General features: G+C 56.9%; 16 protein-coding genes and 1 pseudogene. 8 read left to right on the top strand and 9 right to left on the bottom strand.

Translation table 11 applies throughout. The annotated features are described in order from the left end of the window. Window positions 1-56: 56 nt before the first annotated feature. The gene (locus QD357_RS27940; RefSeq protein WP_414125508.1) at window positions 57-596 is read right to left on the bottom strand and encodes a hypothetical protein; all 540 of its coding nucleotides are present in this window, start codon (window positions 594-596) and stop codon (window positions 57-59) included. Window positions 597-760: 164 nt separating this feature from the next. Then, complete coding sequence (locus QD357_RS27935) at window positions 761-7567, bottom strand: adhesin (RefSeq protein ID WP_414125516.1); 6807 nt, start codon at window positions 7565-7567, stop codon at window positions 761-763. 1397 nt (window positions 7568-8964) lie between these two features. Here QD357_RS27935 and QD357_RS27930 point away from each other — a divergent pair. After that, a complete protein-coding gene (locus QD357_RS27930) occupies window positions 8965-9189 on the top strand; it encodes a hypothetical protein (protein WP_414125507.1) in 225 nt (74 codons plus the stop codon). 805 nt (window positions 9190-9994) lie between these two features. Continuing rightward, window positions 9995-10864: a helix-turn-helix domain-containing protein gene (locus QD357_RS27925; RefSeq protein ID WP_414125506.1), complete on the top strand. Its 870-nt coding sequence runs from the start codon at window positions 9995-9997 to the stop codon at window positions 10862-10864. Here QD357_RS27925 and QD357_RS27920 read toward each other — a convergent pair. Continuing rightward, window positions 10851-12203 (bottom strand): ATP-binding protein, encoded by a 1353-nt coding sequence (locus tag QD357_RS27920; protein WP_414125505.1) that lies wholly within the window; start codon window positions 12201-12203, stop codon window positions 10851-10853. The genes QD357_RS27925 and QD357_RS27920 overlap by 14 nt on opposite strands. 344 nt (window positions 12204-12547) lie before the next feature. Further along, window positions 12548-13075 (bottom strand): hypothetical protein, encoded by a 528-nt coding sequence (locus tag QD357_RS27915; protein ID WP_414125504.1) that lies wholly within the window; start codon window positions 13073-13075, stop codon window positions 12548-12550. A 433-nt stretch (window positions 13076-13508) separates the two neighbouring features. Here QD357_RS27915 and QD357_RS27910 point away from each other — a divergent pair, with 433 nt between their 5' ends. Beyond that, window positions 13509-14129 carry a hypothetical protein gene (locus tag QD357_RS27910; protein WP_414125503.1) on the top strand — a complete coding sequence of 207 codons (621 nt, stop codon included), beginning with the start codon at window positions 13509-13511 and terminating at the stop codon, window positions 14127-14129. A 141-nt stretch (window positions 14130-14270) separates the two neighbouring features. Here the strand turns inward: QD357_RS27910 and ligD are convergent, their stop codons facing one another. After that, window positions 14271-15317, bottom strand: coding sequence for a non-homologous end-joining DNA ligase (ligD, locus tag QD357_RS27905; RefSeq protein ID WP_414125502.1), 1047 nt, complete (start codon window positions 15315-15317; stop codon window positions 14271-14273). Between the two features lie 104 nt (window positions 15318-15421). Here ligD and QD357_RS27900 point away from each other — a divergent pair, with 104 nt between their 5' ends. The 4 genes from QD357_RS27900 (at window position 15422) to QD357_RS27885 (ending at window position 17396) form a co-directional block, all read left to right on the top strand. Next, on the top strand, window positions 15422-15655 hold the full coding sequence (locus tag QD357_RS27900) for a hypothetical protein (RefSeq protein ID WP_414125501.1): 234 nt from the start codon (window positions 15422-15424) through the stop codon (window positions 15653-15655). 46 nt (window positions 15656-15701) lie between these two features. Next, entirely contained in the window at window positions 15702-15986 is a 285-nt protein-coding gene (locus QD357_RS27895; RefSeq protein ID WP_414125500.1) for a hypothetical protein, read from the top strand. After that, window positions 15986-16558, top strand: a complete 573-nt coding sequence (locus QD357_RS27890; protein WP_414125499.1) for a hypothetical protein — start codon at window positions 15986-15988, stop codon at window positions 16556-16558. Before QD357_RS27895 ends, QD357_RS27890 begins: the two co-directional genes overlap by 1 nt. A 691-nt stretch (window positions 16559-17249) precedes the next feature. Further along, a complete protein-coding gene (locus tag QD357_RS27885) occupies window positions 17250-17396 on the top strand; it encodes a hypothetical protein (protein ID WP_183938970.1) in 147 nt (48 codons plus the stop codon). Between the two features lie 92 nt (window positions 17397-17488). Here the strand turns inward: QD357_RS27885 and QD357_RS27880 are convergent, their stop codons facing one another. After that, entirely contained in the window at window positions 17489-17635 is a 147-nt protein-coding gene (locus QD357_RS27880; RefSeq protein WP_183938968.1) for a DUF1127 domain-containing protein, read from the bottom strand. A gap of 429 nt (window positions 17636-18064) precedes the next feature. Between QD357_RS27880 and QD357_RS27875 the strand changes: the two genes are divergently transcribed. Then, a complete protein-coding gene (locus QD357_RS27875; protein WP_183938966.1) occupies window positions 18065-18391 on the top strand; it encodes a DUF6665 family protein in 327 nt (108 codons plus the stop codon). 43 nt (window positions 18392-18434) lie between these two features. On the opposite strand, the gene QD357_RS27870 is transcribed toward QD357_RS27875, so the two are convergent. The 3 genes and pseudogenes from QD357_RS27870 to QD357_RS27860 form a co-directional block, all read right to left on the bottom strand. Then, window positions 18435-19490 carry an ABC transporter ATP-binding protein gene (locus QD357_RS27870; protein WP_183938965.1) on the bottom strand — a complete coding sequence of 352 codons (1056 nt, stop codon included), beginning with the start codon at window positions 19488-19490 and terminating at the stop codon, window positions 18435-18437. Between the two features lie 71 nt (window positions 19491-19561). After that, window positions 19562-19834 (bottom strand): annotated as a pseudogene (locus QD357_RS27865) (sugar phosphate isomerase/epimerase family protein); the annotation flags it as partial. 42 nt (window positions 19835-19876) lie between these two features. Then, window positions 19877-21118, bottom strand: coding sequence for an ROK family transcriptional regulator (locus QD357_RS27860; RefSeq protein WP_414125498.1), 1242 nt, complete (start codon window positions 21116-21118; stop codon window positions 19877-19879). Between the last annotated feature and the right edge of the window lie 22 nt (window positions 21119-21140).

Here is a 21140-nt window from a genome sequence, read left to right as displayed (position 1 = left end):
CTCGCACGCGGGCGGAAGGCATACGTGATGCGTCATTCTTCGCAGTCAAATGCGGCCTACTCTTTCGTGCCATCATGATCGCCGACCGTCGGCAAAGCTGCTTGTGGATCGTAGCTGAATGTAAACTTGTATTTTTGGCCCGCGTCCGTCGCGATGGTAATCACGGTCTGCAAAGGTTTTCCGGTGCTTTCGTCAATCCAGAGCCTGACAGCTCTCACATCACGATCAGACGTGAGACGCTTGTAGGTGTAGACGATTGCCGCGGCGTCGCCCAACCGTTCAACGCCCACACGGTTACACTCCGAAACGGTGGACTTGCCATCAATGATCAACGGAACAAGCTGGCGAACGCCGACCTTCCAAGGGCCATTGTCTTCGCGCCAGTATTCCTTGTCGCCAGAGACGAGGTAATCCCGGGTGTGCGAGATGTTTGTATCGGTGTCAGTGATGCCCTTTTGCTGAAATTGAGAAGCAGAATTCAACTTTCCAATCGCGTCTATAATCGGTCGACATTCATCGGTATCGGCGCGCGCAATTCCCCACGTCAATGCTGTCAATGCGACGCTCAAGATGACGCGGACAACTATGCCCTTCATGTAATGCTCCTTTTTCCTCCGATCGAAGCGCCTCAGCGCCTGGGGCCGTTAGGCGACCCTGGCTTGGGCAGGCCTCATCATGGTCGCGGCGATCACGTTCGCACATCGTGAACCCGGATGCCGGACATCTCACCGCCCGGCATCTCAGTTCTGCTGATTGATCCTCAGGCGGCGTTCTGCTGCGCAATTGCCGCTTGATAGGCGAGCGTCGCATCGCCGACGAGATAGCGAGACGTGCCATCAGTAGTCTGATACGAACTCGTGCCGGTGATCGCCGATCCGTCGGAGAACGACTGACTGCCGTCGGTGGTCGGCAGAAGGTTGATCAGCTTGATGCCAGCATCCGACATGGTCAGCAGCTCGCCGTCATCGGCAACACCATTCTGGTTGGCATCCCGCCAAACCCGGAACTCGCTCCAGCGATCGTCGTTCGCATCGAGAACGTTGTCGTGGTTGCTGTCGAAGACCAGTCTGAGGCCGTCGAGATCCGACACCGAACCGCCGTTGGCCGCAACCTGGTCGTCGCTGGCCCAGGCCGAGAACGAGAGTTCCTTCGCCTGGTCGATCACGCCATCCGGGCCAACCTGACCATCTTCCCCGAGATCGATCGCCAGGAAACCATCCTGCGGCCCGACCCACGCTGTCCCATCGCGGGCACCGTCCCCATTCCAATCGAAGGTCACCGAGGAGCCCGTGGCAAGCGCGTTGATATCGAGCGGTCGCAGATCGACATGACCATCGCCGTTGAGGTCAAGCAGCACCGGCCGATGGCTGGAGGTCGGGGTCGGCCATTGATCGACCATCTTGTAGCCAGTGCTACCGCCGCCGCCACCGCCGCTCACGTATGCGTAGCGTTGCCAGGCAATCAGCGTCCCGGAACTATTGTACTGATAGTTCGTGTAGCTGCCGTCATCGTTATTGGAGGTGGCGGTCGTGATGTGCCCCGAATTGATGAAGTTCTGAACCAGCGACGTCCATGGTTGGTTGTGGTTGACGTCATACGAGGTGATCGTCCACTTGCTCGCATCGTCGCTGTAGACATAGGCCGTCACGAGCTGTGAGCTGGCTGTGTAGACATTGGCGATGTAAGACCAGCCCTGCGTATTGTTGACATCGAAGGCATATTGAACCTGCCCGCCGTCGTCGTTGTACTGGTACTGGTTCGTCATCTGGCCGGCCGTATTGAATACCTGCACCACGTATGACCAGGGCTGCGCGTTGGTGACATCCCAAGTATAAGCGGTGCGCGTGCCGTCATCGTTGAAGTTCGACTGATTGGTGAGCCGCGCCGCACTGTCGAAGTTTTGCTCGGCACGCGACCACGGCTGCACATTGGTCACATCGTAGGTGACCGCGAAACGCGTGCCATTGTCGTTGTCTTGCGCGACATAATAATTTTGACCCGCGGCATTATAGAGCTGGATATAGTCCTGCCAGCTAACGGCGTTGGTCACGTCGTTGGTGTAAACACCCCATGTTCCATCGTCGTTGTAATTGATCTGTTGCGTCAGACGGCTTGCGGAGTCGAAATGCTGCTGCAGCCGCGACCACGGCTGCGCGTTATTGTAATCATAGGTCGTTACATCCCGCGATCCATCGTCGTTGGCCTGCGCCTGACTACGCACCTGGCCAGCCGAGTTGATATCCTGCACGATAGTGGACCATGGTTGAGTATTCGCCGGATCATAGGTCGTTGCCGTCTGCGAACTGTCGTCGTTGTAGGCCCTTTGAAAGGTGATCCGTCCGGCGCTGTCGTAGTTGCGATCCAGCCGGGACCAACCCTGCGTACTGGTCACATCGAAATCTACAGAGCTGGTGCGGACGCCCGCAGTGTTGAAATAGTCGATGTGTTGCTGTGCACCTGACGGTGTATAGAAAGTGATTTCGGTCCGGGTGCCATCATCGTTGAACTGCTTTTCGAGCGTCTTCTTGCCCGTCGCATCGAAGGACTGCTCGTCCCTGGTCCACGGATTGGCATTCAGCGGATCGTAAAGGACCACACCAGTCGGAATGCCGGCCTTGTTCGCATTGGAAACACTCAGCGTCTGGCCGCTGGCGGCATCATAGGTCGTGGCAACAGAGCTACCGTCGGCCGCGATCGCCAACTGCGATGTTTTTCGCCCCTGGCCGTCGCTGGTTACCCGTAGCGACAGACTGCCAAGCGATGTCACGGTGTCAACGACCGTCTTGGTGACGGCGCCGCTGGTGTTAAGATCGACCTTGGTAAGGGTGATCGAACCATCCGCATGCGTGACAGCAGTTTCGGTGTGGTCGATGACACCGTCGTTGTTCGAGTCCTTGCTCAGGACGGTGATCAGTCCATCGGTACTGCTTGTAACCGTGCCCTTTGCGACGACTGTGCCCGCCGAATTTGTCTCGTTGACAGTGGTGACAACGGAACCATCGACCTTACGCTGCGAGTTGATCACGACTTCGAAGATGCCGTCGCCATCATAGTCGTATTTGACGGTCTTCGTGATGCCGTCGGCGGCGCTGTCGGTCTCGACCTTGGCGGCGATCGCCTGCTTCCAATAGACTTGGCCGGACAACAGATAGGTCGCCGAGCGCGCCGTCGTATTGTTCGTCAGGACCGAAACGCTGGCACCCGTCGTGTCCGTCGTCAGCGTCTCAGTTTGATCGACCGTGCCATCGCCATCGACATCCTTCGACGTCGTGCGGACGGTTCCATCGGACGACGACTGGATCGTCGTCTTCGTCGCCAGCTTGCTGGTCGTCAGGTCGGTGTCGGAGATAACCGTCGTCTTGCTGCCGTCGGCATTGTTCGTGTCGACCTGCACCCTCTGGCGATCGTTCGTGCCGTTGCCGTCGAGATCCCAGTTGATCGTCGTCTGCAGGCCGTTTGCCGACTTCGTGCTCGTCGAACTATCGGCTTTGACTCCGGCCGTTTTGTAGTCGGTCACCGTTGAGGTCACGATGCCCGAGTTCGCCACGACGCTCTGCTGACGCTGATCGACGACCCCATCACCGTTGGCGTCGCGGTCGATCGTGACGGTCAGCTTGTCCGCGCTCGTCAAGGTCACGGTCTTGTCGATCAACTTCCCGCTCGCATCCGTCGTCGCGACCGTCTCGCGCGTCGCTCCATCGGCCAGCACCTCGATCGTGTCACTGACGTTCTGCGTGGCGAATCCGGTACGCTGTTCATTGGTGCTCAGCACTCTGCCATCGGCGCTGGTTGTCGTCGTGATTGTCGAGATCACGGAGCTGTCAGCCTTGGTATCGGATACCGTCCGGGTAGAGGTTCCATTGGCGTTGATGACCGTGATGTCGCTCGACGTCTCGCCGAATGTTCCGGAGCCGGTCGGATCCGATTGTGTGGTGACCGACAGACCGTTGGCGCTGGTCTTGGTGAGATAACGGCTCGTCAATGTCGACCCGGTGAAGTAGCTGACGGTCTCGGTTTTCGAGCCGTCGGCATTCAAGACAGTTACATCGGTCCGGCTCTTGGTGAAGGTACCGGAGCCCGTCTGATCCCACTTGGTGGTGACCGTCAGACCATCGGCGGAAGTATCGACTACTGTCGTGTCCTTCAGCACCAATTGCCCGTTGACGTCCGCCTCATAGCGCTTCTCGGTATTGGTCTTGCTGCCATTGGCGTTCAGTACCGTCGTGTCAGCAAGGCGGGTATTGGTCACGCCATTGCCATCAGTGTCGAAATCGACTGTTCGAGTGAGACCATCGGCACTGGTCGTAATCGTGGTCGTATGTGAAGTCGTGCCGGTCGATGTCAGATCCGACAGCACCTTCGTGACGCTGCCGTCGGCGTTCTTCGTGGTCACCGACTTCTGGTCGACGATTGCGTCGCCGTCGATATCGGACGTCACCGTTGTCGTCAGGCCGTGCGCATCAACACTGGTAATCGTCTTGCTTTCAAGCGCACCACCCGCCTTGAAATAGGACAGCGTTTCCGTCGTGCTACCATCTGCATTGATGACGGTGACATCGCTGCCGGAGCGGACTGTTGCTCCGGTCGCGTCTGCCCAATTGGTCTGCGTGCTCAGGCCATTTCCGCTGGTCGTGACCGTCGTCCGGGACGACAAAACGCTCCCGGTGCTGAATTTGGAAATGGTTTCCGTTTTGCTGCCGTCGGCATTCAACGCGATGACATCTGTGGTGACAAGCTCGTACACACCGTCACCATCGAGGTCGGAACTCGATGTCGTCGAAAGACCATTTGCCGCGGTTACCGTGACCGCGCGGCTGCTCAGCGTCGTCGTTCCGCTCTTATAGGTCTCCACCGTTTTCGTCGTCTGACCCGTGGCGTCGATGACGGCGGTCGTCTTTATGTCATTCTTGCCGTCGCCATCGAGATCGACCTGGCTTGTAACCGTCTTACCGTCCGCCGTCGCGGTACCAGTCATGTTCGAAAGCAGCGTGCCCGTCACGGTCGTGACCGAGTCGGCTTCCGACGTTGAGCCGTCCGCATTCAGCGTCTTGCTGGAGGTGGCCACTCGGTCGAATGTGCCGTTGCCGTCGTAGTCGTAGGAGGTGGTCACCACGAGGCCGTTCGCACTTGTCACAGTCTTGGTTTGATCCGCCAGCGTCGTGCCAAGATAGTCGGACGTCGTGGTTGTGGTCGATCCATTGCTGTTGAGTATCGACGCCTGGATGGTTGTGGTGTCGACAACACCGTCGCCGTTCACATCCTTCTGCACGGTCGTCGTAAGACCGTTGCCACTGACGACGGAAGTCGTTTTGCTGAGCAGTGTCCCGTTGCTGCTGGTCGCGGTAACCGTTTCGGTGTGGCTGCCGTCCGCATTGATGACTGTCTGATCGACGGTGGTGACATCCGTCGTTCCGTCACCGTTAAGATCGCCGGCGATCGTTTTTGTCAAACCATCGGCGCTGATCGTGGCGATTGTCTTCCCGTGCAGCACGCCATCGGCGCTCGTTGCCGTGGTCGTGATCGTCTGGCTGCCATTGGCGGCAACGACCTTGACGCTCGTGTTGTCCGTATGTCCGTCACCGTCGCTGTCCGTCGTCACCGTTGTGGTTTGGCGGTCGGCGCTGATGAGGGTGACAGTCTGCTGCTGCAGCGTTCCGTTGCCGCTCTTCGCTGCAACTGTCTCCTGACGAGTGCCGTCCGATCCCAGGACAATGGTGTCGGTGACGGTTCTGTCGAAAACGCCATCGCCGTTGACATCGGTCTGCACCGTTTGGGTCAGGCTATCCGCCGATGTAGTGGTGACCGAGGTGCCAAGAACGGAACCGCTGGCACTCTTTACCGTTACGGTCTCCGTACGACCGCCGCCCGATGCCGCCACGATGGTGTCCGTCGTAACTCTGTCGGAAACGCCGTCGCCATTAAGATCGGTGTTGACCGTCTTCGAGAGACCGTCGGCGCTGGTGGATGTAATGGTTTTGCTGACCAGTGTGCCATTGGGATTCAGCATGCTGTCGGTTTGCGATGTGGAGCCGTCGGTTGCAACAGTAATGGACGTCAGTTTGTCCGCCGTTCCGTCGCCGTTGGCATCAACCGAAATGGTCTTTGTCTTGCCGTCTGCGCTAGTGGTAGTGACGCTGTTCGACAGCAGCGTGCCGCTTGCGCTATTCTCCTGCACCGTTTCCGTGCGCGTGCCGTCGGTAGCGACCGTCGTTACGTCGGAGTCGACGACGTCCGCCACTCCGTCGCCCGTAATGTCGGTTGAAACCGTCTTCGACAGGCCGTCCGCGGTCGCAACGGTCGTTACCTTTCCACGTGCGGATCCATCGCCATTAGTCGTCGTCAGCACCATCGTGACATCGCCGCTGGCGGCAATCGTCGTGAGTGTCTGGTCATTCCTGTCGACCGTGCCGTTGCCATCGAGATCGCTGGTCACGGTTTTCGAGTGGTTGTCCGCACTGGTCGCCGTGGTGATGCTGGAAAGGATCGTGCCGTTGGCGCTGCTGTCCTTCACCGTTCTGACGCGCGAGCCGTCGGCTGCCACCACTGTGACATCCGTGACCACATCCTCATAGGTGCCATCGCCATTGATATCGGTCTTGGTCGTCTTCGACAGACCGTCGGCACTGGCTTGAACCAGTGTCTGAGCAAGCGCGGTGCCGGCAGCACTCAGTTCCTTGATGGTCGTCGACGTCGAACCGTCGGCATTGGTGACAAAGACTTGGCTCTCGTCGGCATTGCCATCGCCATCCTGGTCGAGCGTCGTCGTCACCGTCAGATGATCGGCGCTTGTCACCGTGGTCGTCTTGTCAACCAAAGAGCCGTCGGCATTGAAATTCGAGATGACGCGAGTTTGGACGCCGGAGGCGTCAACGGTGGTCACATCGCTCTGCGAACGGTCATAAGTGCCATTGCCGTCATCGTCGTACTGCGTTTGAACGCTGTTGCCGTCGGCGCTGGTGGTCACAAGGTTCTTGAACGCCAAACTTCCGTCGGCATTGTAGGCCAGAATAGTATTGGTCTTGGACGCGTCCGCATTGGTGACAACTGTCGAGCTGACAATGTAGCCGTTGGAATCGCTGGCAAGAACGGCATCGCCAACCGTTCCGGTCGAGCCGTCTGACTTGGTATAGGTGGTTGTTCCGGTAATCGCCGAGCCGTCGCTGAACGTCTGGCCGCTGCCCTTCGCAGTCAGGTCGATCGAGGTGATCCCGAGCGAATCCAGCGACACGAGCTGGCCATCGACCATGACCTTGAACTTCGACCATTGCGCATCGCCGGCATCGAGCTTGCCGTTGCCGTTCGTATCGAAGACGTCCTTAATGGCCTCGAGGTCGCCGGTCGCAGTCGGATCCCACTGCGTGAAGGCATATTCTTTCGAACTGCTGATTTTGCCGTCACCATCTGCGTCGAAGACCAGCACGCCTGTGCCATTGCCAGCCCACGCAGTCCGGTGCTGATAGCCATCACCGTCGACATTCACAAATTGAGATGATGACGACAGCGGATTGATGTTGAGACCAGTGCCAGAGAGATCGAGGAGAATAGGCTCTTCATTATAGCCGCCCATGGGACCATAGCTCGTTACACTGCCGTCATCACCAACGTCGACGGTTGTGCCGTCAGCGTAGCCATACATCGTCCCAGTTTTGTGTGTGCCGTCTTCGTTAGTATCGTAGCGGGTGTAGTCTACCACGTTCCCGTGGTTGCCATATTGACCACCGAAAGGATCGTGCCCAATCATCCCGCCGATGGCGGCCGCGCCGCTTCCCGACCCGCTTGGCCCAAATGAGCCCGCTCCATTGTTTCCATTCCGACTTTGGCTGCCGCCAGAACGACTCGATCCACCACCTGAAGGATTGCCGCCGGACGCATTCGATGCACCGCCACCAGATCCGCCGGACCCCGCCTCATCAGACGAGCCATCGCTGCCGCCTCTTCCGCCCCCGTATGACGACGAAGAGTCCGTCGGACCAAAAACACCATGAAAAGGATCAGAAGAAAAATCCGTGGCCTTGGCCGGTACGCCCGGCATCACCGGATTTACCGGTGTCGGGGCTATCGTCAGTTTGGAGATATCCGTCGGGTCGTATTTAACGGAACCTACGCCAGCCTGCTGGCCCGCGGGCGCACCCGGTACTGATGACGCTCCATCCGGCAGCCCACCCGGTATGCTCCCTGGTGTTCCCGGTGACGACTGGCCCGGCGCACCTCCTACAACCGAACCATCATCACCGTCACCGTCACCATCATCATCATCGACTCCGCGAACTGAATTGGAGAGATCACTTCCCGGCAAAGGCGGGATGCCAAAGATGTCATCTAAAGCATTCGTCACCCCGTCGCGAACTTTACTACCCTCGTACCACGAATAGCCCGCCGCCCCAGCCACACCGACTCCAAGAGCTACCCATCCGACGGGACCAGTCATAAGTCCAAGGCCAGTAAAGAGCTCCATGGCGAGCATGCCACCACTCGCGCTTCCAACACCGGCCAGGTAATTTGCCGCATCGTCAGCCAAAATGCCCGCGAATCTGGTAACGTGATTTGGCCCGTTGTAGTTCACCAAATCATACGCATTCTCCGCCCAGGTGATTGGCCCGAGATATGGCCCGAGGAGCTTTCCGAAACGCCCCGCAGTTTTTGCACTATCCTCCAGCAATGGTGCGCTCTTGCTGATCGAATCTCCAATTTCCTTAAAGCTCGCACGGGCAGTCTTGGCGTCGATCCAGCCAAGCTTGGCACTTACATTCGGTAGTCGACTGGCTGGTGACATGGTGTAGCTAGTTCGAATTTCCCAACCAAAAACAACCTGCCGGAACCCAATGCCGAGCTGACCTAGGGTTGCCAAATTGTTGATGTCACTGGGAGACGGAAGCGAAAACCCCAAAATGCTGACCGGATTCGAATTGCCCATGAAAATCTCTCCACCTCTACCGACAATTATTTTTTCGAGACAAGTACAAAATGGCGATACAAACCATTATTGCACCAATTATAAAAGAACCAATAGATCCAGCTATGTATAAGTTGCTGAAGTTGCGCGTCTTATCACCAACAAGCGCTTGCAGCGCAAAACATTTTGCGATCTCGCACCCTGATTTAACGGGCGTGAAAAATATTATAGTATTGAAAGCCAAAAAAGCCGATAAAAATACAAGCAATCCCTTTACGGTTTTCTTTTTAAATTGATCCGTATATTGAGTAGGGAACGATACAATTCCCTCCCTTCGGTATTTCAGGAGTACGAGCAGAACAATCCATATACCGGCCGAAACGATCTCTATAAAAATCAACAATCGAAAGAATTCGTCGCTGGGAAACAGTTGCTCCGCCAACAAAGATAATATTGATACCGGCAGCAACAGAGTTGATAAAAAATGGGCTCCGCCAGTTGCCTCACGATATACTAGGGCCTTAGCCACATCATACGCGGACAAAATAGTTACTAGGATTGGGATGGGGCCTACAACCCACGGCAAATCTAACGAGGTCATGCAAAGCCTTGGGAAGCCCTAAAGGAGGTTGTTATGCTTGCCTTCGGAGGCATCTCTTCAGCAAATATCACAGCTTCTGCTGGTGTTATCGGCGCTAAGGATTCGACCGACATCCAAGCCCCGTCTTGCGGAAATTTTACTGCAGTGCTGGGTTTAGCCCTCGCCGCATAGCCAACTCGGGCTTCAGCACAACATGAAACCTTGATTTCTAGAAACCGCGCCTCAACGTCGCGCTTCACCCTAAAGATAGAACCGATATCCAAATATGCCCCCATACTCGGTCAACCAAAACGTGCTTCTTGTTCTACTGCCCTACCTTAACCATGGTATCCGGCAAACTCACCGACTCCCTTACTGTGACGTTCGCTTTCTTGCGATCTTGCAACTCCCGCATATAATTGCTCGGAATTAAGCGGCGCGGAACGCCGGAACTGATCATAATGCGCGAATTCGCTCTACATATACGCGAAATTTGCACATCCTCAATATAGGATTCTTGTATGACGAGCGAATTCAGTGAAAAAAACCAGATCCTGATCGAAAATCGCTCAGATACCCTCGAGGGCGAAGGCGGCCTGGCAGCACATTGTATTGCGGCGCTGCTCATGCGGCACGGCGTTCCGAAGTACCGTTTTGCGGTCACAGTCTCCGAAATCCTTGGGCTTTCCTATTCCGCCGGCAACCGTCGCCTAACAACCAACGCATCCTGGTCGCTTGAAGAGTTGAAGAGCGTCGCGGAACATTTTGGCGAGACGTTGGAAGAACTGGTCACGCTCGACAAATCGGATGCGTTGCTTGAGGCATCGATTGTCATCAACAACCACATCGTGCCTTGCCGTATCCAGTTGGGAAATGTGGTCGGGCAAGTGCCCCCCGGAACCCTCATTGCCGCCGAGATCGACGGTTCGTGGCGCGTCATGCCCGCTGACGCCAGATCAACCATACCGGCACACGCGGTCACCCGCTTGTTGATCGAACCAACAGTCTCCCGTCGTCGGGTCGCCATTCTCGATGATCACGCCGACACAGCGCAAACGATCGTTCACTACATGGAAATGGCAGGACTCGAGGCCATTGCCTTTAACGATCCCCAAGCCCTTTATGATCAGACCGACTTCGACGCCTATGTGCTCGACTGGATCATTGAGCGCGATGCGCGACGCCAAACTGCACTGGAGCTGGTCGAGAACATTCGTGCGCGCAATGCGCTTTGCCCGATCGTCATCCTGACCGGGCAGATCAGGACAGGCAATGTCGATGAGGAGAATATCGCAGCGGCTCTGGCGCGGCACAATTTGAAGTTCTTCACGAAGCCGGCGAGCATGCCAATCCTTATCGCCGCTTTGAACGCGAGTTTCAAAACTGCATGATCGTTCGCAGTTGCTGCTGGCGTATTGGCTTGCTCAGCGTCGCATCGAAGGATGACAAGTCGTGCCTGGCCCCATAATTGGCGGCTGACAGCGCGACAAGCTTCGGCTTGTAGCCCAATTCCGTCTTGCGGATCTGCGCTGCCAGCTCAGGCCCCGTCATGATCGGCATGTCGAGATCAATGAAGATCACCGAATAGGTATGTGCGGCCGCGTAGTTCAGCGCCGCCATGCCGGAGGGCGCAAGGTCGGTCGCGAAGCCAAGCTCTCCGATCACCGCGGAGAAACCTCTCAGAAGATCAGGATGATCGTCGACGACAAGCACCCGCTTCTGAGCATCGTTCGCCCCGTGTGAGGGTCCCTCAGCAAGGACTGCGGGTATGGCAAGCTCAAAGATGCTACCGCCGTCGTGCGGCCTGCTGACGGTCAAACGCGCACCGAGCTGCCGTATCAGGGACTGAACGACCGACAAGCCGATGCCTCGTCCACTGCCAAGGCTGAGCAGTCCCGTCGCATCGGCGCTGCTTTCAAGGATCCTCGGCGGCAAGCCAGGCCCGGTGTCCACCACCCGTAGAACCAATTCGCTCGCCTTCTCATCAAACGGCGCAAGATCAACCTGAACACAGCCGCGTGGCGTATATTTGATCGCATTCGAAACGAGATTGTGCAGAAGTTGCGCGATACGCTCGCCATCCGCTACCAGGAAAACTGCGTCGTTGGGACCTGCGTGCCGCAGTTCCAAATGCTTCGCGTCCGCGGCGGCTCTATAATTTCCCACCACTTCTCGAACCAGTTCCCCTGCCTCGAACACACCGGGTTGTAGCTCGATATACCCGCTTTGCGCTCGAGCTAGGGTCAGCATATCGCGAAGCTGGACGGCCAGGCTGTTAGCCGCCCGGCGGATGCGTGCGGTCAACTCATTCCGGGTCCCTACGTCTTGAGGACGCTCCAGAATATCCAGCGCCGAGACAATGACCTGAAGCGGCGTTCTGAGTTCATGGCTGACCATAGCGAGGAAACTGATCTTGTCCGCAACGGCCGCTTCCGCAGCAGCTATCGCGCGCGTTCTCGCCGCCATAGCCCACCAATAAAATATTGAAATGATGACAAAGGAGATGATCGCACAAATCAGCAGTCCTGCGATCACAAGAATGATGACGTGCCCGGCCTGGATGGTCTCAAAGGACTTTTCCTTGAGGCTACTATCCTGATCCATGGCTGCTTTGGATATTCTATCCAGTGCAAAGGACATGTCTTCAAACTGAGGCAATAGCGCCTGAGCATCGGCCGACGAGATATCCGGTTTGATTTCCGGTAGGACATCCGCCGCGAATTTGGCCAAAGCGGCCCCATCCTCCGAAAAGCCGGGAAGCGTCCTGTAGCCGTCATTCAGCTCCGAGGGCCGCACGATAATATTGATGCCGGATATCAAGACATCGATGTGAAACGAAAGCGCATCCGGCTCGACCGCAGATCCGTCGGCAATGGTCTTCAAATCCAATCTGACGGTCTCGAGCTCTCTAAGCACCTGCGCGGTCGGCCAGTAGAAATAGGATGGATTCCGACCGTTGGCGGAATCCCAGAGGACATATTCCGCTTTTATGGCAGCCCAATTATACACGACGACGCCAAGGCATATCGCGACGATTGCTGCGGGAATGCTGAACCATGCGAGATGGAATAACTTCATTCCACCTCGATCCCGCATAGCTGCCACACGAGATATGACGCTGCCGCTGGAGTGTCCAATTCGCTTTTGAAGCTGTCTCGAGGATACATGACAAAGACCGGTCCAAAATCTCTGATCGTCAGCCGGATCCCGCTTTTGCTGATCGCAAGAATGGTGCCGTACTTCTCCAAATAGTCCGCGTCCACCTCTACGCTAAAGTCATCAAGCGCAACAAGACGCAGCTTCTTTCCTTTCGCATCAACTTCGCCCAGCACCGTGCTCAGCAGCGGACCAACGAAGTCGCTTCTAGGAGTCCATGGCGTGGATGTCGTCACCGTGGACGTCGGCAAAGAGAGAAATTCGCGCTCCGACATCTCATAGGCATTTTTGGCACCGTTCGTCGTCTTACCAATGTTGCCAGAAATCGTCAGAAAAACATTCTGCCTGCATCCATTCGGAATACGCGTAGCTGCGTCCGCCACGACCCCGTTGAAGAAAATGCTAACTAATGACAACCCAAGTGCCAGCATTCTACTTTTGAACATGCTAATCGATCCCCCAATCATTTGCAGTCACGCGTACTTTAAAATTGTTTCGAAAGAAATTCACGCTTACGTTGCTGTATTGGTGAAACACAAAGTAGGCTGGAGTGAGGAAGGCAACGCCACTTCCTCGGATCAAGGTAAGGGCAGCTTATCCCCTGGAACGAGGGACTCAGAGCCGCAAGCGATCATCCAATGATGCCCGCACCTGCGATGGTCTCGCCCCTCCCTCAGGAGGGACCGTCCCTGGCGAACAGGGCATTTGAAGACTCCGCGAAGCTCTTTTCAACCAAGATCGACATGATTGTGTCCTATCATCGACAGGGCACCAAAATTTCGATGCGGCCGATGACTCCGGCAATAATGATCCCATATCATCTACCAGTCGGCGAATCTTCTTCGACGATGCAGATTTATCAATCGAGGCTGGTAGAAGGTGATTTCCGTTTTTTGTGTCCTGCGATCCGGCGGCGAATACAGGGCCGACCACGTACGACGATTGCGTACTCAGGTGATGCATCATCTGCCCAACGCTGACTTTCGGTGCCTTTCCGATATTGAAGCCGACAATGTCCGGACTCTGCCGTTGATGTATGACTGGCCGGGGTGGTGGTCGAAGATGGAGCTTTTTCGGCCGGGGATATCTGGTGACATTCTCTTCATGGATCTCGACACCTCGATTGTCGGAAGCCTTGCCGATATCGCATCCGTCAAACAACTCGCCCTAATGCGCGACATCTATCGCCCCGAAGGCTTGCAATCATCGATCATGTATCTCCCGGAAGCGGTTCGGGAGCAGATCTGGGCCGAATGGATTGAGCAGCCACAGCACTGGATGGACATCTATCACAAGGGCGGCGACCAGGCCTTTCTGGAGCACTTCTGGCTTGAGCGCGCCAGCAGATGGCAGAACTTATTGCCTGGCCAGATTGTCTCCTGGAAGTCCCATGTGCGCCAAGCGCTCCATGACGATGAAAGTGGAAACGGCTCAATTCCGCCCGGTGCCCGCGTGGTGATCTTTCATGGCAAGCCTCGGCCCTGGGATATCGGTTGGTAAGCCTCGAATTCCGGTTAACGGCTAACGCACGTTCGCTGGTTGATCAAATATCGACCAGATCTGCCGCGACCAAATCCGGGTCCGATGCCAGTTCGTCGCAGACCGACGAGCGAGCTCTCTTCCACGACTTCATCAGGCTGGTCAAACATCGATCCGATAGACCGCCGCATTGTCCTGCTTTTCCCGCAAGCCCTTGTAGGACGAATGCCGCAGCTTTCCGTCGTCCGTCCAACCGCGATATTCGATCTCGGCGATAAGCGTCGGTTGTACCCATATAGTGCCCTTCCGCTTTAGGGCCACTGCGGGTTTTGACGTCTTCAGAGTGTTGAGATCCTTACGCAGCTTCGTGGCCTCGTGCCGCTTGAATCCGGTCCCTACCCCGCCGACATAAACAAGGCCCTCACCTTGGCGCGCCGCCAACAGAAGTCGACCGATACCACCGAGCGCGGCCGTCGACGGCTCGTATCCGATGATGAAAAAGCTCTCGCTCTGAACACATTTGATCTTGACCCAATCACCGCGCCGATCCGAATGATATGGCGCATCCAGCTTTTTGGCGATGAGGCCTTCAAGACCATGTTCGCAAGCGGCGGCAAAGAGCACGTCGCCATCGCCGTCGATCGCCTGTGATAGCCGAATAGCGCCGAAAGCGTCGACCGGAATGATGCTCCCGAGCATCTGCCGACGTTCAGCGAGGGCCATTCGCCGAAGATCATGCCCATCGAGATAGAGGACGTCGAAGGCAAAGAAAATCGCTTCACTTGCACTTCGCTTACCGCCGCGACCGCCGAGCGCTTGCTGCAAGGCACCGAAATCGGCACGGCCCTGTTCATCGAGCACGACTGCTTCGCCATCGAGGATCATCGTGCCGCCAAGCCAGGACGCTGCCTGTGCGATCGAAGGGAACCGATGCGTCCAATCGTGGCCACCTCGAGTGATGACACGAACCCTTGTCGGCTCAATGTGGATGGCGAGGCGATACCCGTCCCATTTGATTTCATAGAGCCAATTATCACCCTTCGGCGGCTTGGAAACGAGTTGCGCGAGGCACGGCTCAACGCGTTCCGGCATTGGATCAAATGGAAGGCGTGGCTGCTTAGGATCACGCGGCTTGCGCGGCCTGCTGCGAAGCGGCGGCTCTGTCTCGCGAAGAAGCGGGCGAGATGACTTACGAGGAGCCTTTGTCATGCTCGATAGTGCAGCAGACAAGGCAGGAAGAGTCGAGTCATCCTGATGGAGTAGCGAGAGGGCCATCACTTGACGCAGACGGAAATAATCACGACATTTCAGAGATGTCTGATATTCAACCTCCCCGCTGTGACAATTCCGATCCGGACCGGCACCTTTGGTGCCAGTACGCGCTGCATTTGTCCTTCGCCGAACTTGTCAGCAAGGCGGTCGACGCTGGTTGGGGCGAGCGGGAGGTTGCGGCAGCACTCGTCGATCTTGCCGATCATCACATGCTTGGCCTCATTACATCAGGTGAAATTGACGAACTGCTTGGCGCCATCAAAAAGCGTCCTTGACTCGTATCATAAAACGAGAACATAATAGGAACAAATTGACGGCGGTATGACCCGCCGCTCACCCCAGATGCCCTGTTTTGTGATGAAACTCCCTGGCGACAGTGGAGAAGAAGACGCTTGCCCGATGAGTACCGCAATCGCCCAAACCGAAGAACCGGAATTCGATCCCGTCGAGGCTGCACTTGCCTTTTGTGGCGGTGATGCTCGCGTGACCATTGCCGCCCTGCTCGACGAATTGCAGTTCGTCCGCAGCCAGTTGGTCTTGAGTGAGGCCGGAATGTCGGTTGGCTTTACGCGGGGCTGGAAGCCGCGTTTTGAAGGAGAATCCTGATGGATCTGATAGTCGATGTCACCCCCAAGCCAGGCCCGCTGGTGATCACGGAGGAAGATGCAAGAGCTTTCGCGGATTTCCTGACCTTCGTATCGGCATATTGCAGCGACAAGAGCGAGCGAGACGGCCGCAGATGGAAGTCGAAGGATCTGCTCGAACGGCTCGATCGGATGCGAGGGCTGTGTGACAAGCTGATCGATGAGCCGGAAATAGAGCAAGGCACCTATTGGACGCCCTACCACGAGTGTCAGCCAGACGAAATTCAACCGATCCTGCTTCAGGAGATTGGCAATCGGACCGGCGTGAAGCTCTACTCCGCCAACCTGTTTGATATCCCGTCAGGCGCACCCATCGGCCATATCGAGTTGGCTGTCGATACCGAAGTGAAGGAGGCTTGCGGCTTGTTCTTCTTTCCTCAGGGGTTTGAAAGCGACATTGTAGGGCCGGAGTGGCTTACGGCCTCCGAAGAGGTGAACGACACGATCCAGAGCTTTGTCGATGCGCTACCAGACATGAGGTCGCTGCGCGATATGGAGACCGACACCGACCAGCAATCGCGCGGTCAGGCCTGAGAAACGTCAGTGCCCGAAACGCATCCGCCGGCTTACCTATCGCCAACGAAGATCGCGCAACTTCCGAAGCTTTCAAGCTTCCAAGACAGGCATTATGTTCAGATCAAATGCAGTTGGTGTCGAAGCCAACATCTTTACGAGCCAGCCGACCTCGTGCAGATTTTCGGTGACCTTCCGTTCATGGGGATCGAGGGGAAGTTCCGGTGCAGTCAGTGTTGGAAGAAAGAATATCTCACGTCGAGGCTGAGATCCGTCAGCGGTCCTGAAGCTGTCGGCATTACCGTGCGGCGCCTTGTCAGGATTAAGACGCTCAGGCGCCCTATCTGGAAAGATGAAAAGCGATAGTCGAGACGAAAACCCTGCCGAGTGCCGTCATAGACACCCTCAGGAAATTTGCGATGATGATTGTGGGGAGAAGGAGCGCGGAAGACTGTGTGCAACCTGTATAACTACTGGATTTTCTGAGAAAATATCACGTACCCACGCGCAAGCGAAGCGTGAGCTAGCGTGGTAAGATATGGGCGATCGTTTGGCAGGCTGAGGCGCTGCAGCCAGTTCCAAGTTTTTAGAGCAACATGACGATACGGCAGTTTCGCAATGACTTGCCCTCGGATGCCTTACGGTTCTATTTATCACCCCATGGATTTGGAGCGAAAGAGAAACCTGGATAATGCCCGATAGCCGAAATCAAATGAACGACAACGTCATCAAATTTCGAAGACCGAAGCCGCCCAAGACACCGCGTCCAGGTCTGCGCAAATTGCTCGTCGTCCTCGTCGTGGTTGCGGTTTTCGCCGCCGCCTGGGGATATTTCCAGATTTTTGGCCAGCCGGTTTAGTAAGAACGTGGCCGTCCCGGTAAAGCAAAACGCCCGCTGTATGAGAGCGGGCGTCCAAACATCACACTGTCACGCCGTGAGAGAATTCAATATTATCGTGCGAGTGCTTCGCGAGCGATACGCTGGATTTCAGCGCGCTCGATGCCGATGTCGTTAAGCCTGTGGTTCGACATACGGCCGAGTTCCGATACGGTGCGACGATACTGGCGCCAATTGTTGAAGGAATGCGCGATGTTCATGTTCATCCCCTTTCTTCGGGCTTGAAAGAGCGGCTGCCATCCGGGCGCCGCCCGTGTTTTCGATGACAGCGATATAAGGTTTGACTTCCCCGTTTAACAGCATCGAACCGTCAACCCACCATTGCGGCAATTGCATATCTTCCCACCAATAGCACATTTTTTAGACAATAACGTCGCGCGAATTTTGATCGACTGTCGGCGAGCGGCGAAAATCCCGGGACACGACGCGACTTCGGCAGCACAGCCATCCGACACCGAGATGCGAGAAACGCACGCCTAACCCGCTGCAATGTTGCACGTCGCACCTTTTGCCCCAATGATCAGGGCGCGTCGAAGCCGCTATCAATCAATGCCGGAACGCGGCGCTGGCCTATCGATCTGCCAATGATGATCGGGTAACATCATTCGCAGACAACAGGATCTCCATCCATGAGCCTTCGTCCGCCGCAATCTCTGAGGCAGTTTAATTCGAGTGGCGGCTTCAACGTTCTCGAATACGAACTCATGTCGGAGCGCGCCAGCTCCCTTGGACGCCAAGGCCTGCGCGTAGAGTTGGCGCTTGCGGAACTGCGGGCCTGGGACGCGGCTCGCCACAGTGAGGCAAACCGCGAGAAGCTTGTCGACGAGGCTTCCGATGCGGTTTGGGCCTTCTTCATTCAGCGTGAAATCTGCGGCCTGCGAAACGGCCGCGACGTCATTCAACGCTATGCGATCCCCAACGAGGTGCTTGCAAAGGTCGGCGTCGTGCGCCGATAACCGGGTGGCATCTTCACCATCCGCGCAGTAGGCCCGCTCCCGATCACCAAGCGCGACTGTGGCCTATGTTCACGCCAGCATCGTCGAAGAGATGGATAGCCGACATATCGGGCGAAACGCGCAATGTCTCCCCCGGCTTGGCGCGAATGCGTTCGCGGAATACGCAGGTGATCGTCTGTTCGCCCAGTTTTGCAATGATCAACGTTTCCGATCCGGTCGGCTCCAACACGACGATGCCGATTTCGATGCCCTCGGGATCGAGATGGATGTTTTCCGGGCGGATGCCGTAGGTGACGGCATTGCCAGGCTTCTTAAGCGTCGGCAGCACGATGCCCTCGGCCGTCCGAAACCCCTCCTGCGTCATCGTGCCTTTGATGAAGTTCATGGCTGGCGAGCCGATGAAGCCAGCGACGAAGAGGTTGCTCGGCTGATCATAGAGATCGAGGGGCGAGCCCATCTGCTCGATCTTGCCGTCCTTCATGACGACGATCTTGTCGGCCATGGTCATCGCTTCGATCTGGTCATGCGTCACATAGATCGTCGTCGTCTTGAGGCGCTGATGCAGCTCCTTGATTTCCGAGCGCATCTGTACGCGCAGTTTCGCGTCGAGGTTCGATAATGGTTCGTCGAAGAGGAACACCGCCGGATCACGCACGATGGCGCGGCCCATGGCAACGCGCTGGCGCTGACCGCCGGAGAGCTGTTTCGGGTAGCGTTCGAGCAGGCTTTCTAGGCCAAGAATGCGGGCCGCCCGATCAACCCTCGCCTTGATATCAGGCCGCGGCATGCGCTTCAGCCGCAGGGAAAAGCCCATGTTCTGCGCCACCGTCATGTGCGGATAGAGCGCGTAGTTCTGGAAGACCATCGCAATGTCGCGATCCTTCGGTGGCAGGTCGTTGACGACATGCGTCCCGATCTGGATGGCTCCGGAAGTGATGCCTTCCAGACCGGCGATCATGCGAAGCAGTGTTGACTTGCCGCAGCCGGATGGGCCGACCAGAACGACGAATTCGCCATTCTCGATCTCCATGGACACACCCTTGATGGCTTTGAAGGCGCCGTAATCCTTGCGCGCATTGTTGACGGATACATTTGCCATTGGTTCCTCCCCTTCCCCTGGACGCGTCAGATCGATTTCAGCGCGTTGCGCAGGAAGCTCAAACCAAGCCGCTCACCGATCGCATGCGCGAATTCAAGGGTTGTGGTGCGCAATTCGTTCCGGCGGCCTGTGTCGGCATCAAGCTGATTGCCAGTTAGAGTAATAGAAGCAACGAACAGGCCGCGATCCCTGGCGACGGCTACGACGCTGGCGACACGATCCGGCGCCTTGATATGGCCGCGGACATCGATCTCGATCGCATCGAACCCTGCCTCCCTGGCGAAATCGGCAACCTCCTCAAAGGGGCGATCGTTGAATGTCGATGTATAAAAACCGATCTTCACTGAATTCCTCCTTATTCAAAATCGAATGACGCTACGATTTCGTCATATGGCGTGCAGGCGGTCCATGATCTGCAGGGGCGAGCGGGTGCGTTGTTGCGGATTGGCCGAACCGAGCATCAAGGCCGCCGCGGTCGGCATCGCCGCGCCGCCGAGAGCGGCCGCATCTTCCGTCAGCGAGGCGCGATGAATGGACGGCAGGTTGGGGTCCGAACTCTGCAGATGCTCGTTCACGTAGCGCAGAAGCTCGTCGGTCATACGCACCGGCAGGCGTCCGCCGACGATCACGGCATCGGGATCGACGATCAGGCCGATGTGGATGACTGATTCGGCAAGATGAACGCTCATCTGCTTCAGCCAGGACGAAACCAGCTTGCGGCCACGCGCATCGAGCGCCAGCAGATCCTGCGGCCTGCTCACCTCTATGCCATGTTTGGCAAGGTGGTCATAAAGGAAGAATAGCGAGAAGATCTCGCCAAGAGGCTGCACTTTCGCACCCTTCGGATCATTCGGATCGGCGATCGGCAGCCAGCCGATTTCGCCGCTCAACCCCATTGCGCCCCGATGACCGATCCCGTCGAGCACCAGCCCGCCGCCGGGGCAGGCGTTGATGGCGATATAAAAGAAGCTGCGGCTCTCTGCGCCAAGCCCGTAGTCCAGTTCGGCCATTGCCGCGGCATTGGCTTCGTTGTCGATGAAGATCGGATGATCGGTAATGGCTTCGATCGCGTTGCGGACGTCGAACGTGGTCCATTGCGCATAGTCGTCCGGCCGGCCAAGCACCGGAATTTCGCCGAGCCAATCGGGAACGGCGAGGCCGATGCCAGCGATGCGGGCGTCGTCGACAAGCTTGCTGCGCTGAAAATGCGAGATGGCATCCGCCGTCAGCTCGACGAATTCGGCCGGAAGAATGAAGCGCTTTTCGTGGTGCACCCGCCCGCGGACGTTTCCGACGGCATCGACCGCGAGGATGGTCAGATGATCGCGGTCGATATTCACGCCGATCGAAAAACAGGCGTCGGGATTGATTTCGAGTTCGATCGCCGGCTGCCCGCGCAGCCCATGGCGGCGGCGCGCCTCCATCACCAGGCCTTCGTCCAAGAGCCGATCGACGATGCGAGCGATCGCCGGCTTCGTAAACCCGGTCTGCCGGGCGATCTCTGCCCGGGAAATCGGCGCCTGGCGATGAATGCACCGCAGGATGACGGCGCGATTGTGCTCGCCGGCATCCTCGACATTGGCGCCGGTCAGGTCGAAAACATTACGGTCATCGTCGAATTGTTGCATCGTCAAAGCAGCCTCGCGCTAT

The organism is Rhizobium sp. BR 317 (assembly GCF_047445835.1).
In the GTDB taxonomy this organism is placed as follows: domain Bacteria; phylum Pseudomonadota; class Alphaproteobacteria; order Rhizobiales; family Rhizobiaceae; genus Rhizobium; species Rhizobium paranaense.
The sequence above is the reverse complement of the archived record's forward strand: the minus strand, read 5'-3'. Positions and strand labels throughout refer to the sequence as shown.

Coding starts and splice junctions, on each gene's coding strand:
- QD357_RS27930 (WP_414125507.1), top strand. CDS start 8,965: ATGGCGATACAAACCATTATTGCACCAATTATAAAAGAACCAATAGAT.
- QD357_RS27870 (WP_183938965.1), bottom strand. CDS start 19,490: ATGGCAAATGTATCCGTCAACAATGCGCGCAAGGATTACGGCGCCTTC.
- QD357_RS27880 (WP_183938968.1), bottom strand. CDS start 17,635: ATGAACATCGCGCATTCCTTCAACAATTGGCGCCAGTATCGTCGCACC.
- QD357_RS27900 (WP_414125501.1), top strand. CDS start 15,422: ATGTCTGATATTCAACCTCCCCGCTGTGACAATTCCGATCCGGACCGG.
- QD357_RS27935 (WP_414125516.1), bottom strand. CDS start 7,567: ATGGGCGGCTATAATGAAGAGCCTATTCTCCTCGATCTCTCTGGCACT.
- QD357_RS27860 (WP_414125498.1), bottom strand. CDS start 21,118: ATGCAACAATTCGACGATGACCGTAATGTTTTCGACCTGACCGGCGCC.
- ligD (WP_414125502.1), bottom strand. CDS start 15,317: ATGACAAAGGCTCCTCGTAAGTCATCTCGCCCGCTTCTTCGCGAGACA.
- QD357_RS27895 (WP_414125500.1), top strand. CDS start 15,702: ATGACCCGCCGCTCACCCCAGATGCCCTGTTTTGTGATGAAACTCCCT.
- QD357_RS27885 (WP_183938970.1), top strand. CDS start 17,250: ATGAACGACAACGTCATCAAATTTCGAAGACCGAAGCCGCCCAAGACA.
- QD357_RS27890 (WP_414125499.1), top strand. CDS start 15,986: ATGGATCTGATAGTCGATGTCACCCCCAAGCCAGGCCCGCTGGTGATC.
- QD357_RS27940 (WP_414125508.1), bottom strand. CDS start 596: ATGAAGGGCATAGTTGTCCGCGTCATCTTGAGCGTCGCATTGACAGCA.
- QD357_RS27875 (WP_183938966.1), top strand. CDS start 18,065: ATGAGCCTTCGTCCGCCGCAATCTCTGAGGCAGTTTAATTCGAGTGGC.
- QD357_RS27925 (WP_414125506.1), top strand. CDS start 9,995: ATGACGAGCGAATTCAGTGAAAAAAACCAGATCCTGATCGAAAATCGC.
- QD357_RS27915 (WP_414125504.1), bottom strand. CDS start 13,075: ATGTTCAAAAGTAGAATGCTGGCACTTGGGTTGTCATTAGTTAGCATT.